The organism is Cryptosporangium sp. NPDC051539 (genome assembly GCF_044454545.1).
Taxonomy (GTDB): Bacteria; Actinomycetota; Actinomycetes; order Mycobacteriales; family Cryptosporangiaceae; genus Cryptosporangium.
Genome location: NZ_JBITDV010000011.1, coordinates 207,767 through 223,152, shown reverse-complemented (window position 1 = coordinate 223,152; position 15,386 = coordinate 207,767). Strand labels below are relative to the sequence as shown.

Genomic DNA, 15,386 nt, shown 5'->3' with positions numbered 1-15,386 from the left:
CACGCGCCGGGGCGTCCGCTCTCCGGTGCGCACGCGCGGGAAGGGGAGTCGCAGTGGCCCAGCAGGTACGTGGAGTCATTTCGCGAGCTAAAGGCGCTCCGGTCCAGGTCACGGCCATTCTGGTGCCCGACCCGGGCCCCGGTGAGGCCGTCGTGAAGGTGCAGGCCTGCGGCGTTTGTCACACCGACCTGCACTATCGCGAGGGTGGCATCAACGACGATTTCCCGTTCCTCCTCGGTCACGAGGCAGCGGGTGTCGTCGAGGCCGTCGGCCCGGGGGTCGAGAACGTCGCGCCCGGCGACTACGTGGTGCTGAATTGGCGCGCGGTGTGCGGCGACTGCCGTGCTTGCCTGCGCGGCCAGCCCTGGTACTGCTTCAACACGCACAACGCCAAGCAGAAGATGACGCTGGAAGACGGCACCGAACTGTCGCCCGCGCTGGGGATCGGCGCGTTCGTCGAGAAGACGCTGGTCGCCGCGGGCCAGTGCACCAAGGTCGACGAGAAGGCCGCCCCCGCGGTAGCCGGTCTGCTCGGCTGCGGCGTGATGGCCGGCATCGGCGCGGCGATCAACACCGGTGGCGTCGGCCGTGGTCACAGCGTCGCGGTCTGGGGCGCCGGTGGCGTCGGCGACGGCGCGATCGCCGGGGCGTACCTGGCCGGTGCGCGGCGGATCATCGCGATCGACGTCGACCCCCGCAAGCTCGAGTGGGCGAAGGAGTTCGGCGCGACCCACACGATCAACGCCCGCGAGGTCGACGACGTCGTCAAGGCGGTGCAGGACCTCACCGACGGCTTCGGCGTCGACGTGGCGATCGAGGCCGTCGGCCGCCCGGAGACCTACAAGCAGGCGTTCTACGCCCGTGACCTGGCCGGCACCGTCGTGCTGGTCGGCGTCCCGACGCCGGACATGACGCTCGAACTGCCACTGATCGACGTGTTCGGACGCGGCGGCGCGCTGAAGTCGTCCTGGTACGGCGACTGCCTGCCCAGCCGCGACTTCCCAATGCTGATCGACCTGTACCTGCAGGGCCGGCTGCCGCTCGACAAGTTCGTCACCGAGACGATTCCGCTCGACGGGGTCGAGGCCGCGTTCGAGAAGATGCACCACGGTGACGTGCTGCGCTCGGTCGTGGTGTTCGAGTGACGGTCCGGATCGACCGCATCGTCACGTCCGGGATCTTCGCGCTCGACGGCGGCGAGTGGGAGGTCGACAACAACGTCTGGATCGTCGGAGACGACTCCGAGTGCCTGGTGATCGACGCTCCGCACGAGGCGGACGCGATCGCGGCGGCGGTCGGCGGCCGGACCGTGACCGCGATCGCCTGCACGCACGGGCACAACGACCACATCAACGCGGCCGTGGAACTGGCCGGGTACGTCGGGGCGCCGATCCTGCTGAACCCGGCCGACCGGATGTTGTGGGACGCGGTCTACCCCGACCGTGCTCCGGACGGTGAGCTGGCCGACGGCCAGACGCTGTCGGTGGCCGGAGTGTCGCTGGAGGTGCTCGCGACCCCGGGGCACGCGCCCGGGGCCGTCTGCTTCTACGCGCCCGCGCTGGACGCGCTGTTCTCCGGTGACACATTGTTCTCCGGCGGCCCGGGCGCGACCGGCCGGTCGTACTCGGACTTCCCGACGATCATCGAGTCGATCCGGGGCCGGTTGCTCGACCTACCGGCCAGCACCGTCGTGCACACCGGCCACGGCGACACGACGACGATCGGCGCCGAGGCACCGCATCTGCAGGAATGGATCGACCGGGGTCACTGAGTCCGGGGTTGCGGGCGGCGGGTCGCCAGTGCGACGCCGCCCGCAACCAGCAGCACTGCGCCGATGATCACCACCGCGAACCCAGCCGCCAGCACGTTGTCGAACAGGCCGGCCAGCGCGGTCGCGGGCACCACCAGCGCGATCAGGACGGCCGGAATCAGCGCCGGCCACGTCCGGGTACCGAGGTAGAGCGCGAGCGCCGCCGCCGCGAACCCGGCCCCGATCACCAGGCCGACGATCGTCAGGGGCACCTTGTCTTCGGTGATCAGCGCCTCGGCCGCGCCGAAGCCGGTGCACCCCCCGAGGGCCGCGACCAGCCCGGGCTCCTTCACCGGGTTCCCCAGCACCGGCACGGCCAGAAGCAGCCACAGCGCGCCGACGACCGCGAACGCGAGCCCCCAGGGCAGCAGACCCTCGACCTGCGACCGGTCGAGGACGTCACCGATCAGCAGCGACGACGCCAGCCAGGCGCCGGCCAGCAGCGGCGCCCCACGCACCAGCGCGTAGGCCGGGACCGCGACCGCCAGCGCCGCGATCGAGCCGGCGAGCAGCTCGTGCGCGTCGTCCGCCGGGACCGCCGCCGCGATCGCCGCAGCCCCCGCAGCCAGGGCACCGAGCGCGGACGCCAGGCGGTGCCGGGCGTCGGCCTCGCCGAACTGCGCGAACCGGGCCGCGACCGTCCCGCCGAGCAGCAGGACGGTCACGACGACCGCCAGCAGGAACCGGGCCGGGGCCGGAAACGAATCCCAGGTCGGGACGACGATCGCGGCCGCACCACCGAGCACCATCGCACCGCCGAGGTAGCCGGCGACCTCCACGATGCGGCCCCGTCGCGGGGAGGAAGTCGCTGGTGCCCAGAGGGCGGTGAGCCGGTTCGACACCGTGTCGGCCTGCTCGGAGGTGAGGACCTGCTCGTGGACCAGCTCGGCGAGCGTGGTCCGGACGGCGTCGGGGGTCGGCGTGGTCATGGTGTCATCATGACAACTGCTCCGACCTGCGCACATGAGTTGAACTACCTGCCCGGAAAGCGTGCGTCCGGCGGTCGGAGGCGGCACTCTGTGACGGTGCGCACCGAAACGGGCAATTCCGACGAAGAAGACGCTAACGATCCTGAGCGACCGCAATCCCCCGAGCCGTGGCGGCTGGCCGCCGAAGCCTGGACCCACCACGCCGAAGCCTGGGCCCAGCAGACCGACCAGGCCGCCCGAGCCGCCAGTGCTCCCAGTACCGCCAGTACCGCCGGTACCGCCGACGGCAGGTGGGCCCGGCCGTCGGTGGAGCCGGTGACCCCGGCCACCGGCGGCGGCTGGGGTACCGCCGAGATCGTCGACGACCTCGGCGAGATACCCGAGCCACCACCGCTCAGTCCGTGGCCCGAGCTCACCCCGGACGAGCGGACCGCCCACCCGCACGCCTGGTCCCCCCGCAGCCCCGCGCGCCGCTACCTGGCCCCGGTCGCCGGCGCCGCCGCGTTCGTGCTCTGCCTGGCCGGCGCGAGCTGGGCGGTCTGGGGCTGGAGCCGCGGCGAGACGCAACCCCCGCTCACCGCACCCCCCGCCCCGCCCCGGGTCGTCGCGACTCCGGCCAGCCCGTCGGCCGAACCGCCGACGCTTCTGCCGTCTCCCAGCGCGCAGGCGCTGGTTCCGCAGGAACGGCCGGAAGAGCATTCCCCCCGCCCCGCCGACGCCCTCGCGCACTGGGCGAACGCGCTGCGCCAGATCGACATCCCCCCGGTCGCGCTCCAGGCGTACGGCTACGCCGAGGCCGTGCTCACCACGGCCGAGCCGAGCTGCAAACTCTCCTGGACGCTGCTCGCCGGAATCGGTGCCGTCGAGTCCAACCACGGACGCTACGGAGGCGCCGGCCTCGCGCCCGACGGCACGAGCACGAAGCCGATCATCGGCGTCCCGCTGGCCGGGATCGGCGTCGAACGCGTCCGCGACACCGACGGCGGGACGCTCGACGGCGACCGTCAGTGGGACCGCGCGATCGGCCCGATGCAGTTCCTGCCCTCGACCTGGAAGGCCTGGTCGGTTGATGCCGACCACAACGGCCGCGCCGACCCCTACGACATCGACGACGCCGCACTCGCCGCCGGGTACTACCTCTGCGCGGGCGGCCAGAACCTGTCCACCGCCGACGGCTGGTCGTCCGCCGTCTACAGCTACAACCGGGTACCCGCGTACGTCGAGCGGGTCTACGAGTACGCGGACGCGTACGGCCGTGCGACGTGAGCTTGACTGAGAGGCAGAGGATGGTTGCTGGGGCCCGGGGCCGGGCCGGGTAGGCACGGAGGGTGTGCCGGCCCCGGGCGAACGGGGAAGGAGCCCAGCCTCAGTGAGCGCACCGACCGTAGGACAGCTCGGGCAGTACCGCCTGGTCGGCGTGCTCGGAACCGGCGGCATGGGCACCGTGTACCTGGGCCGGTCGCCGGGCGGCCGGCTGGTCGCGGTCAAGGCCGTGCACGGCCACCTCGCGATCAACCCCGACTTCCGGACGCGGTTCCGCCGCGAGATAGCGCTGGCCCGGCAGGTCGGCGGTCCGTTCACCGCGGCGATGCTCGACGCCGACCCGGACGCGGATCCGCCCTGGCTCGCGACCGAGTACATCCGGGGTCAGTCTCTTTCTCAGGTACTCACCGAGCACGGGGCACTCCCGGAGCACACGGTCCGGGCGCTGGCGGCGGGCCTGGCCGAGGCGCTCTCGATGATCCACCGGGCCGGGGTGATCCACCGCGACCTCAAGCCCTCGAACGTCCTGCTCTCCGAGAACGGGCCCCGGGTGATCGACTTCGGCATCGCGAAGGCGGTCGAGGGCATCGATCTCACCGGCGACGGCCCGCTGCTGGGCACGCCCGGCTACATGTCGCCCGAGCACCTCGCGGGCGCCGTGCTGGCGCCGAGCAGTGACGTGTTCTCGCTGGGTGCGGTACTCGCGCACGCGGCGACCGGCCTCGCGCCGTTCGGCGCCGGGCAGTCGTTCGCGGTGGCCCACCGGGTGTCGAGCGCTCCGCCGGACCTGTCCGGGCTGCCTCCCGGGCTGGCCGAGCTGATCGGGCGCTGCCTCGCGAAGGAGCCGGCCGCGCGGCCGCCGCTGGACTGGATCGTGCGCCAGGTCGGTTCGTTCGCCGACCGCGACGACTGGCTCCCGTCCGAGGTCGACAACGCGATCCGGTACCGGCCCGCGCCCACGAAACCGTTCGAGGGTGTCCCGCCGTCGTCGTCCGCGGATCCTGGGGCCGACGCTCCGCCGCTGGACTTCGTCGCGTACCTGGCCGACCGCTTCTCCCGTCGGGCGGGAGGCGCTCCGCTCGAGGTGGCATCGGCCCGCTCGGCCGAGTCGGGCCGCTCGATGGGGCAGGCCGTTGCGCCCGCGCAGAAGGCCGCTCCGGCGCTGGAGGGCCCGTCGCCGGCTCAGGTGGCCGTCGGCCGCCTGAAAGAGGGAGCCGCCCGCCTGCAGGGCGCCGCCGCGAAGATCCGGGCCGCGTCCCCACCGATCGGCGCGTCCCCACCGATCGGCGCGTCCCCACCGATCGGCGCATCTCCACCGATCGGGCCCGCGGTTCCGAACGGGGGGCCGCCTCCGCAGCGGGCGCCGTGGGCGCCGCCGGGAGCGCCGAGCCGGGATTACCGCGCGCCGGCGGTGAAGACGCGCCGGCGGGTGCCGTGGGAGCGGCTGCAGTGCCCGCCGATCAGGAGCCGCGGCGGCCGCCGGGCCTGGAGCACCTGGCTCCTCGGCCTCACACTGCTCGCGCTCGTCGACGCGATCGCCCAGACCCCGCGCATCCGCTCGCTGCTGGTCGGCGGCCCGCTGACCGCCCCACCCTGGCTGGGCGACGCCTTCGACCTGAGCTCGACGGTCGGCCGGCGCCTGAACTGGATGCCCGACCCGGTCACCACCTGGGTCACCGCGAACCACACCGCGGACGCCGCCACGGTCGCCGGACGGCTGGCCGCGATCCCGCTGCTGCTGCTGGCCTGCGTCGCGCTCGTCCGCCGAGGCGGCACCGCGTCCTGGGCGATGGCCGCCAAGACCGCGGCCGGCTGGGCCGGCACGCTGGTCGCCGTCCTGCTGGCGGTCCGCTATCTGGCGACCGGCTTCACGTCGATGGTCTGGGCCGTGGCCACCCTGGGTTGGTGGCTCGTCCCGCTGGTGCCGATCCTGGTGCTACTGACCAAACGGGCCGCCGGCCCGCCTCACTGACGCTCCAGCAGCCCGGCAGCTTCGGTGGCCCAGTACGTGAGCACGAAGTCGGCGCCGGCCCGACGGGCGCCGACGAGCGTCTCGAGCATGACCTGCTCGCGGTCGATCCACCCGTTCGCCGCCGCCGCCTCGACCATCGCGTACTCACCCGAGACCTGGTACGCCGCCACCGGCACGTCGACCGCGTCGGCGACCTGCCGCAGCACGTCGAGGTAGGGCAGCGCCGGCTTCACCATCACGATGTCCGCGCCCTCGGCGATGTCGAGCGCGACCTCACGCAGTGCCTCGGCGGCGTTCGGCGGGTCTTGCTGGTAGGTCTTCCGGTCGCCCTTGAGCTGCGACTCCACCGCGTCCCGGAACGGCCCGTAGAACCCGGACGCGTACTTCGCCGCGTAGGCCAGGATCACGGTGTTGGTGTGCCCGGCCGCGTCCAGGGCCGCCCGGACGACGCCGACCTGGCCGTCCATCATTCCGGACAGCCCGAGCACGTGCGCCCCGGCGTCGGCCTGGGCCACCGCCATCTCGGCGTACCGCAGCAGCGTGGCGTCGTTGTCGACCGAGCCGTCCGCGGCCAGGATCCCGCAGTGCCCGTGGTCGGTGAACTCGTCCAGACACAGGTCGCTCATCACGACCGTGTCGTCTCCGACCTCGGCGATCACGTCTTCGATCGCGGTGTTCAGCACCGCGTCGGTCGTGCCGCAGTGGTCACGCTCGGTCGGCACCCCGAACAGCATGATGCCGCCGGTGCCGGCCGCCACCGCTTCGGCGGCGGCACGCTTCAGAGAGTCCCGGGAGTGCTGGAAGACGCCCGGCAGCGACCGGATCGGCCGCGCCTCCGGGATCCCTTCCTTGACGAACAGCGGGAGAACCAGGTCGGCGGGGTGCACCCGGACCTCGGACACGAGCCGGCGCATGGCCGAGCTCTGCCGGAGACGCCGCGGCCGGACGGTCGGGAACCCGCCACCGCCGCCACCGCTGCCCGGCGACAGACCGGGGCAGAGCTTCTCCAGCGACGGGGCACCACCCGTGGCGCGCCGCAACGTCCCGCTCATCAGCTATCTCCCTCTCCCGGCCGCGCGGTACCACTGGGTACCCCGTGCACCTCTCCACTGTGCATCACGCGGCCATGAGTTTGCTGGTTCAGGTGACGTTCAGTGCGTCACCCGAACCGGTCGATTCAGCGGGCCAGCCGCCCCGCCGTCGGGCCCTGGGCCTTGGCCCCCCGGCGCGGCTTGGCCGGCAGCGAGGCCAGCTTCTCCCGCAGTTCGAGCGCGTACTCGGCCAGCGACTCGACCAGCGACGGCACGTTCGACGTCTCCGGCTGCACGTCGACGCGCAGCCCGAGCTCGCGGGCGGTGTCGGCGGTCTTCGGCCCGATGCAGGCCACGACCGTGCGGGCGTGCGGCTTCCCGGCGATGCCGACCAGGTTCCGGACCGTGGACGACGAGGTGAACAGCACCGCGTCGAACCCGCCCGACTTGATCGCGTCGCGGATCGGCGCGGGCGGCGGGGCGGCCCGGACGGTGCGGTACGCCGTGACGTCGTCGACCTCCCAGCCGCGCTCGATCAGGCCGGCGGCCAGCGTCTCGGTCGCGATGTCGGCCCGCGGCAGCAGGATGCGGTCGATCGGGTCGAGCACCTCGTCGTACGGCGGGAAGTCGGCCAGCAGACCGTCGCTGGACTGCTCACCGCTCGGCAGCAGCTCGGCCTTGACGCCGAACGCCTCCACGGCCGCCGCGGTGGCGTCGCCGACGCAGGCGATCTTGACGCCGGCGAACGCCCGGGCGTCGAGACCGAACTCGGCGAACTTCTCCCAGACCGCCTTGACCGCGTTGGTCGACGTGAAGATGACCCACTCGTACCGGCCGGTGACCAGGCCCTTGATCGCCCGCTCCATCTGGGCCGGCGTCCGGGGCGGCTCGACGGCGATCGTCGGCACCTCCTCCGGGATCGCGCCCCAGCCCCGGAGCTGGGCGCTCATCGCGCCAGCCTGCTCCTTGGTGCGGGGAACCAGGACCTTCCAGCCGTACAGCGGCCGCGACTCCCACCAGGAGATCTTGTCGCGCAGCCCGACCCCGGCCCCGATCGAGACCACCAGCGTGCCGTACAGGCCGATCGCCGCGTCCACGATGCCGTCGAGCGTCGCCACCGACGTCGACTGGGTGTCGGTGGTGCCGTCGCCGGTCACCAGGATCGTCGCCTGACCGCTCATCCCGGCGGCCAGCAGCCCGTCGCGGACCGCGGGCAGGTCACCGGCGTCCATCGTCAGCGTCAGCGAGCCGGGGACCGCGACCATCGCGTCGAAGTCGAGCGCGGTCACGTCGCGGACCTCGACCGTCGTGCGCAGGCCACCGGTCGGCGCACCGGCGTAGCCGGTGACACCCTCGGCGAGCGGCACGCCCGGTACGACCTCGAACGGCACCGACGTCCGGGCGACGGCCTGGACCTCGCGGACGATCGACTCGGAGGTGAGCGGGTCTCCGGCCACCAGGCGGGCGACCGTGCGGCCGGAGCGGGCGCCGGACAACAGCACCTTCGCGACGTCACCCGCAGCGCCTTCGGCGACACTGACCTCGACCTCGGCCGGCGCGGCGGTTACCACCGCGGCGAGCAGCGTGGGCGGCAGCGACCGGTCGTGCAGGATGTGGTCGGCGTCGGAGACGGCCTCGAGCGCGCGCCGGGTGAGCAACCCCGGGTCGCCGGGGCCTGCCCCGACGAACGTAATTCGGCCGGTCGTGGAGCGACGGGTCATGCGGTTCTCCCCATCAGGGTGTCGGCGCCTGCGGCGAGGAGGTCGGCAGCGAGCTGCTTCCCGACCGCTTCGGCGTCGGTGTGCAAACTGTCGTACGGGTGAGGGACGGTGATCGTCCGGGCTTCGGTGAGCACGGACGTACCGTCCAGGGCCGCGACCCGGGCCCGCAGGGTGAGCGTTTCGCCGTCGAGCGTGGCCCAGGCGGCGACCGGGGCACTGCACCCGGCCTCGAGCGCAGCCAGCAGCGACCGTTCGGCCGTGATCTCGGCGCGTGCGGCCGAGGCCTCGATCGCGCCGAGCAGCGTGACCATCTCGGTGTCGTCGGCACGGCACTCGACGGCCAGCGCGCCCTGTGCCGGTGCGGGCACCAGCACGTCCGGGTCGAGCGCTTCAGTGATCTCGGTGGCGCGCCCGAGGCGGGCCAGGCCCGCTACGGCCAGTACGACCGCATCCAGTTCACCGCTGTTGACTTTGTTCATCCTGGTGTCCACGTTCCCGCGAATCGGCACGCAGACCAAATCCGGACGGGCCGAGAGCACCTGCGCGATCCGGCGCGGCGCCCCGGTGCCGACGCGGGCACCGGCCGGCAGCTTCTCCAGTGTGAGGCCGTCGCGCGCGATCAGCGCGTCCCGGGGGTCGGCCCGGAACGGCACCGCGGCGATCGTCAGGCCGGGCGCGGCGGCGGTCGGCAGGTCTTTGTACGAGTGGACCGCGAAGTCGATCTCGTCCGCGAGCAGCGCGTCACGCAGTGCCGAGACGAAGACGCCGGTGCCGCCGATCTGGGTCAGCGGCGTCGCGCGGTCGCGGTCGCCCTCGGTGCTGATGTGCACCAGCTCGACCTCGCGGCCGGTGGCCGCCGTCACCGCGATGGCGACGTCGCCGGACTGTGCGAGCGCGAGTTTCGAGGCCCGCGTCCCCAGCCGCAGTGGCCCACTCATCAGCGCACCTCCCCCTCGCTCAGGACACTGTCGGCGACGATCCACGGGTTGACACCGTCCGGTTCGACGGTGACGGCGGCCGCCGGCCGCGCGTGCCCGTCGAGGAGGAACAATTCCCGGACCGCCGCAGCGTAGCGGTCTCCGCCAGGGGCCGTGGCCAGCTCTTTCATCCGGACCGTCGGCGTGTGCAGCAACGTCGAGACGACCCGCCGGACGGTCTTCTCCACCTCGCGGCGGGAGACCTCGTCGAGGTCGGGCAACCGGGAGTGCAGGCGCTCGAGCTCACCGGCCACGACCTGGTCGGCCCGGGCCCGCAGCGCGACCACGGTCGGCGCCACCTCGGTCGACCGCTGCCAGGCCGCGAACGCCTCGACCTCGGTTTCGACGATCGACCGCGCGTCCTCGACCGCCAGCGACGCCGGTTCGTTCGCCAGCGCGGCGGTCAGCGCCTCGATGTCGAGCACGACGACGCCGGGCAGCGCGTCGACCGCGCGCTCGGTGTCGCGCGGGACCGCGAGGTCGAGGATCGCCAGGTCGGGGGCTTCGGGGCCGCGTGCGGTGATCGCGGCGGAGACGTCCTGGTAGGTGAGCACGGCCTCGGTCGCGCCGGTGGCCGTGACCACGATGTCGGCCTCGGACAGCGCGGCCCGCAGCCCGGTGAGGTCGCCACCGCGGCCGCCGACGCCCGCGGCGACCCGGTGGGCGGTGCCGCCGGTGCGGTTGAGGACGGTGATCGGCCCGACGCCCTCGCGGCGGAGCGTGGCGGCGGTGAGGGCCCCGAGCGAGCCCGCGCCGACGATCAGCGCTCGGCGGCCGGTCAGCGAGCCCACCCGTTCCGCGCCCACGCGCAGGGCGGCGGTGACCACCGACTGCCCGGCGCGGTCGATGTCGGTGTCGGTGTGGACGCGCTTGCCGACCCGGAGGGCCTGCTGCATGACCTCGTGCAGGACCCGGCCCGGCGCGCCGTGCCCGTCGGCGGCGTTGTACGCGTCGCGCACCTGGCCGAGGATCTGCGGCTCGCCGACGACCAGCGAGTCGAGGCCGGACACGACCGAGAACACGTGCCGCACCGCGGCGTCCGAATAGTGGACGTAGAGGTGATCGGCGAGCTCGGCGATGTGGACGCCGGTGCGGGCCGACAGGACCTGACCGATCTCGTGCAGAGCGCCGTGGAACGTGTTGACCGCGGCGTAGACCTCGACGCGGTTGCAGGTCGAGAGGACGACCGCCTCGGCCACGTGCGCGCCGCTGATCAGCGCGGCGAGGACACCGGAGAGTTCGGAGGACGGCACGGACGCGCGCTCGAGCAGGCGTACCGGTGCGGTGCGGTGGTTGAGGCCGACGACGACAACACTCATACCTGGTGCACGCTCCGCTCGAGGGTCCCGGTTCGATACGCGCTCACTGCCCGACGACCTCCCGGGCGTCGACTCGCGGAGCCGGCAACGGGGTGACGCTGCCGTTGACGGCGATCTCGGCTCCGTTCACCGCAGCACGGCTCGACGCATTGTCGGCCTTGCGCTGCTCGTGGAAGGACAAGATCTGCAACTCCAGCGCGAGATCGACCTTGCGGACGTCGACCCCGTCGGGAACCTGCAGCACACAGGGTGCGAAGTTCAGGATGCTGGTGACGCCGGCCTCGACCAGCCGATCGGCCACCTCCTGGGCGGCCTCGGACGGCGTCGAGATCACGCCGATCGACACCTGCTCCTCGACGACGACCCGGTCGAGATCGTCGATGTGCCGGATGTCGATGCCCGCGATGGTTTGGCCGACCCGCTCGGCGTCCGCGTCGAAGAGCGCAGCGATCCGGAACCCGCGGGAGGCGAAACCGGCGTAGCCGGCCAGAGCGTGACCCAGGTTTCCGACCCCGACCAGCACGACGGCCCAGCGCTGGGTGAGACCCAGCGCACGGGAGATCTGGTCGACCAGCAGGGAGACCTCGTAGCCGACCCCGCGGGTGCCGTAGGAGCCCAGGTGCGACAGGTCCTTGCGCAGCTTGGCCGAGTTCACCCCGGCCGCGACCGCGAGCTCCTCGGAGGAGACCGTGTCGCAGCCGGTGTCGGCGAGCACGTGCAGCGCCCGCAGATACACCGGGAGCCGGGCGACCGTCGCGTCGGGCACGCCGCGGGTACGACCCGCTGTGCGGATGCGCGGACGATCGGACATCGGTCTCCTCGACTGTGTGGGACCGCTGTTTTGCACCAGTTACGGGAACAGCGTCTCGCTTCACGTTAGCCGCTTGTGAACGCCTGCACAAAGTCGACGACGCAGGCCAGAGACGTGGTGACGAGCACCACAGACACTTTCTGAAGCCCGCTCGCCACAGAACGTGAGTTCGAAAGGATTCAGCCCGCGAGGTCGCGGCGCAGCCGTTGCTCCTCGACCCGCCAGAAGCCGTGCTCGGCACCGTCGAGCAGGACCACCGGCACCCGGTCTCCGTACTCGTCGGCGAGGTCCGGATCGGCGTCGACGTCGACCTCGCGCCAGCCGACGCCGGTATCGGACGCGATCCGGGAGATCACGTCCTTCGCGTCGTCGCAGAGATGGCACCCGGCCCGGGTCAGCAGGGTCACGGTGTGGTCGGTCGCCGCCATGCCGCCCAACTTAGACCGGCGATGCGTCCGTCACTGAAGGGTGTTCCGGCAGCGACGGACGAGCCTCTTGTGACTTCAGGGGGCATTCCCTCCACTCCGGGCAGACCACTGACCCCAGTCCGGGGGCGTGGTCGAGTTTTTGCAACTCTCTGTGGCACTGCAGTGTCAGGATGTGCCGCAGTGCACGACTTGGGGGCCGGAATGGAAGAAATGTCGTGGTGTGTGCGTCCCCGGCGCGGCGGCAGCCTTGGGGAAAGTATGATCTCTCCGTTATCAGTCATGTACATGCTGTAGTTGGTCCACCCGGACACCCAGCCGTTCGGCCGAAGTCGTTGCTCGCGACTTCCCCGGCGGGCGCGGTGGGCCACATGGGGGGACGAGCATGATCGGCGGAATGGCGGGATACGGCGCGTTGCCTCGGGGCACCGGGCTGGAACTCGACCTTTCCGATCTCCGGTCGGCTCTCACCGACCTGCGCGACCGCACCGGTCTGCGTAGTGCCGGTCTGAGTGTCGGTTCCGGGCTGCGCTGCCTCACCGGCAGGCACTCGGGCCACGGCTTGCCGTGGTCCCGCAGTGCCGGCGGTGCGCACGCGGCCCCCGAGGTGCCGGCCCAGCCGAGCGGTGGCCCGCCGCTGCCCGGCGCGGGTGCCCGGCCCGGCTCCGGCTCCGGTGGCGGTCCCGGTCCCGGTCCCGGCGGAGCGGTGCCCGAACAGCCGGAACCCCATCCGGCCGATCCGCGCAGGCAGAGCCGGCCGTCCTCCCGTGCGCAGCGCAACCCCGCGCCGCGGCGCCCGGCCGACGACGCCGAGACGACCGGTAGCACCAGGGTCATCGGCGGGCCGGGGGCCCTCGGTGGGCCCGGGGTCGTCGGTGGGTCAGGGGTCGTCGGCGGGTCGGGGAGCAGCCCACCGGGTCACGTCCCGGCTCCGACCCGCGGGTCGAGACGCGGACCGCTCGGGTCCCGGGAACCCGACCGCGACCCGGACGGGGCCAGGGACGACGGCGACGACGTCTGGCGGCTGGTCCGGCTGGCCCAGGCCGGCGACACCGAGGCGTTCGCGCGGATCTACGACCGGTACTTCGACACGGTCTACCGGTACATCTCCTACCGGATCGGCTCCCGTTCGGTCGCCGAGGACCTGACCAGCGAGGTCTGGCTCCGCGCGCTCCGGCGCATCGGCAGCGTCACCTGGCAGGGCCGCGACCTCGGCGCCTGGCTGGTCACGATCGCCCGCAACCTGATCGCCGACCACTACAAATCCGCACGGGCCCGGCTCGAGGTCACGACCGCGGACATGCGGGACGCCGACGACGAGGACCACGGCCCCGAGGGACGTCCGGAAGCGGAGGTGCTGGCCCGGCTGGACAACGCGACGCTGCTGGACGCCGTCCGCCGGCTCAACCCCGAGCAGCAGGAATGCATCACGCTGCGGTTCCTGCAGGGCCTCTCGGTCTCCGAGACGGCCCAGATCATGGGCAAGAACGACGGCGCGATCAAGGCGCTCCAATACCGTGCGGTCCGGACGCTCGGACGACTCCTTCCAGAGGGATTCACTCTGTGACGGACCCGAACCGACTCCTCCTGGTACGACGCCGACCCGTAACCCACGGACGGCACGGCGCGTTATCCGAGATGCCGAGCAGACGGTCTGCTCGGCACCGGGACGCCGGTACCGAGGGGGCGGAGAGGAGGTGCCCACGGTGATGTTGAGTCCTGCCGAACGCCGACGAGCACGGGACTTCAACGCGCGGGTGGCTGGCCGTCGTGGCACCGAGCGCCGATATCCGGATCGGGCCGGTCACGTACCCCAGCACGCAGCGAGACAACACGTCTCCGGCGCCCATCGGGCGCCCGAAGACGGCACCGACGAGGTCACCGACCTGGTGCTCCTCACGGAGCGCCTCGGTCGAGCCGGTTCGCAGGTACGCGCCGACGACGAGTTCCGCGACCGGCTGCGACAGCGACTGATCGCGGTGGCCTCGGTGCACGGCATCAACGCCGAGCCGGGCTTCAACCCGCCTCCGGCCGAGCTCCCCGCGCGTCCCCGGGCCCTGCCCGACCTGCGCCGCCGGGTTCCCCGTCGGGTCACGGTGATCAGCGGCACGCTCGCCGGTCTGGTGGCTCTCTCCGGGGTCGGGTTCGCCTCCGGCGGCGCCAACCCCGGAGACGCGCTCTACGGCGTCAAGCGCAGCCGTGAGGCCGCTCAGCTGACGCTGGCCCGCTCGTCGGTCGCCCGCGGCCAGCTCCACCTCGATTTCGCTCGCAACCGGCTCGCCGAGGCCGCCGCCGCGACCACCGACCTGCGTCAGCTCACGCGGTTGTTCGACGACATGGACAGCGACACCCGGCTCGGCATGGCCGACCTGGGCACCGCCGCGGTGACCCAGCACCATCCGGCCCCGCTCGACCTCGTGAACGAGTTCACGCAGGCCCAGCGGCGTGAATTGGATCACCTGGCTCGGGTCACCCGTTCAACGCCCGCCGTGCGCCGGATCCGTGCCTCGGTGGCCCTGCTCGACCGGATCAGCGTGCGCTCCGCGACCCTTCGAGGAGTCGTGCGCTGCGCTCCGCCGGCCACCAGCGACGATCTGGGCCCGATCGCCGAGGAGTGTTCCCGGCCCCGGTCCGAGGAAACCTCGCTACCCTCGAGCGAGCCGGCGCCGCCGCCGCGCAACTGGCCCGCCCCGACCCGGCGGCAGAACTCGGGCCGTTCGTCCGGGTCGCCGTCCGCGTCCCCGACCGGCAGTGCCGCCGGTACCGGCCTCGGCTCCCCGGGAGCCGTCGGCCGGACGTCTCCGCCCGCCACCGACGACGAGTGGGACGCCAGCCCGTCGAGCAGCGCCGAGAGCATGGTCCCGCAATCCGGAACCGTCTTCCCGCCGCCGTTCACCACCGGAGCGTCGATCGGTTCGCTGGTCGGTTCCGGCGAGACCGGGTTCCCGAGCGACAGCCTCGACAGCGTCGTCAGGAGCGCCCTGGAGAGCGAGCGTCCGAAGGACTAACCGGTCCGCTCCGGACGTTCACACGCTGGGCGTGTACGCCTCACGTTCTGTTGCCCCGGGCGGCACAGAGCGCCCAAGGCAGCCGACTCTACACTTGCGTCGGCGCGTTTCTGCACGTCA

General features: G+C 72.6%; 13 protein-coding genes. 6 read left to right on the top strand and 7 right to left on the bottom strand.

Going from position 1 to position 15,386, the window contains the following annotated elements; genetic code table 11:
* The first annotated feature begins 53 nt into the window (after positions 1–53).
* Together ACIBZJ_RS31380 and ACIBZJ_RS31375 are read left to right on the top strand one after the other, a co-directional pair.
* Positions 54–1,145 (top strand): S-(hydroxymethyl)mycothiol dehydrogenase, encoded by a 1,092-nt coding sequence (locus ACIBZJ_RS31380; protein ID WP_395936016.1) that lies wholly within the window; start codon positions 54–56, stop codon positions 1,143–1,145.
* Positions 1,142–1,771 carry an MBL fold metallo-hydrolase gene (locus ACIBZJ_RS31375; RefSeq protein ID WP_395936014.1) on the top strand — a complete coding sequence of 210 codons (630 nt, stop codon included), beginning with the start codon at positions 1,142–1,144 and terminating at the stop codon, positions 1,769–1,771. Before ACIBZJ_RS31380 ends, ACIBZJ_RS31375 begins: the two co-directional genes overlap by 4 nt.
* Here the strand turns inward: ACIBZJ_RS31375 and ACIBZJ_RS31370 are convergent.
* A complete protein-coding gene (locus ACIBZJ_RS31370; protein ID WP_395936012.1) occupies positions 1,765–2,739 on the bottom strand; it encodes a hypothetical protein in 975 nt (324 codons plus the stop codon). The genes ACIBZJ_RS31375 and ACIBZJ_RS31370 overlap by 7 nt on opposite strands.
* Positions 2,740–2,835: 96 nt before the next feature.
* Between ACIBZJ_RS31370 and ACIBZJ_RS31365 the strand changes: the two genes are divergently transcribed.
* Both ACIBZJ_RS31365 and ACIBZJ_RS31360 read left to right on the top strand, forming a co-directional pair.
* Entirely contained in the window at positions 2,836–4,005 is a 1,170-nt protein-coding gene (locus tag ACIBZJ_RS31365; protein ID WP_395936010.1) for a lytic transglycosylase domain-containing protein, read from the top strand.
* A gap of 103 nt (positions 4,006–4,108) precedes the next feature.
* Positions 4,109–5,974 (top strand): protein kinase, encoded by a 1,866-nt coding sequence (locus ACIBZJ_RS31360; protein WP_395936008.1) that lies wholly within the window; start codon positions 4,109–4,111, stop codon positions 5,972–5,974.
* On the opposite strand, the gene hemB is transcribed toward ACIBZJ_RS31360, so the two are convergent.
* From hemB to ACIBZJ_RS31330, 6 genes are all read right to left on the bottom strand, one after another.
* Positions 5,968–7,026 carry a porphobilinogen synthase gene (gene hemB / locus ACIBZJ_RS31355; protein ID WP_395936006.1) on the bottom strand — a complete coding sequence of 353 codons (1,059 nt, stop codon included), beginning with the start codon at positions 7,024–7,026 and terminating at the stop codon, positions 5,968–5,970. The genes ACIBZJ_RS31360 and hemB overlap by 7 nt on opposite strands.
* A gap of 125 nt (positions 7,027–7,151) precedes the next feature.
* Positions 7,152–8,726, bottom strand: coding sequence for a uroporphyrinogen-III synthase (locus ACIBZJ_RS31350; RefSeq protein WP_395936004.1), 1,575 nt, complete (start codon positions 8,724–8,726; stop codon positions 7,152–7,154).
* Complete coding sequence (gene hemC, locus ACIBZJ_RS31345) at positions 8,723–9,664, bottom strand: hydroxymethylbilane synthase (protein ID WP_395936002.1); 942 nt, start codon at positions 9,662–9,664, stop codon at positions 8,723–8,725. Before hemC ends, ACIBZJ_RS31350 begins: the two co-directional genes overlap by 4 nt.
* Positions 9,664–11,022 carry a glutamyl-tRNA reductase gene (locus ACIBZJ_RS31340; protein WP_395936000.1) on the bottom strand — a complete coding sequence of 453 codons (1,359 nt, stop codon included), beginning with the start codon at positions 11,020–11,022 and terminating at the stop codon, positions 9,664–9,666. Before ACIBZJ_RS31340 ends, hemC begins: the two co-directional genes overlap by 1 nt.
* A 43-nt stretch (positions 11,023–11,065) precedes the next feature.
* Complete coding sequence (locus ACIBZJ_RS31335; protein ID WP_395935998.1) at positions 11,066–11,833, bottom strand: redox-sensing transcriptional repressor Rex; 768 nt, start codon at positions 11,831–11,833, stop codon at positions 11,066–11,068.
* 179 nt (positions 11,834–12,012) lie between these two features.
* On the bottom strand, positions 12,013–12,261 hold the full coding sequence (locus tag ACIBZJ_RS31330) for a glutaredoxin family protein (protein ID WP_395935996.1): 249 nt from the start codon (positions 12,259–12,261) through the stop codon (positions 12,013–12,015).
* 394 nt (positions 12,262–12,655) lie between these two features.
* On the opposite strand from ACIBZJ_RS31330, the gene ACIBZJ_RS31325 reads away from it, so the two are divergent.
* Both ACIBZJ_RS31325 and ACIBZJ_RS31320 read left to right on the top strand, forming a co-directional pair.
* Positions 12,656–13,825, top strand: a complete 1,170-nt coding sequence (locus ACIBZJ_RS31325; RefSeq protein WP_395935994.1) for an ECF subfamily RNA polymerase sigma factor, BldN family — start codon at positions 12,656–12,658, stop codon at positions 13,823–13,825.
* Positions 13,826–13,967: 142 nt separating this feature from the next.
* Complete coding sequence (locus ACIBZJ_RS31320) at positions 13,968–15,266, top strand: DUF5667 domain-containing protein (RefSeq protein WP_395936292.1); 1,299 nt, start codon at positions 13,968–13,970, stop codon at positions 15,264–15,266.
* Positions 15,267–15,386: the final 120 nt, after the last annotated feature.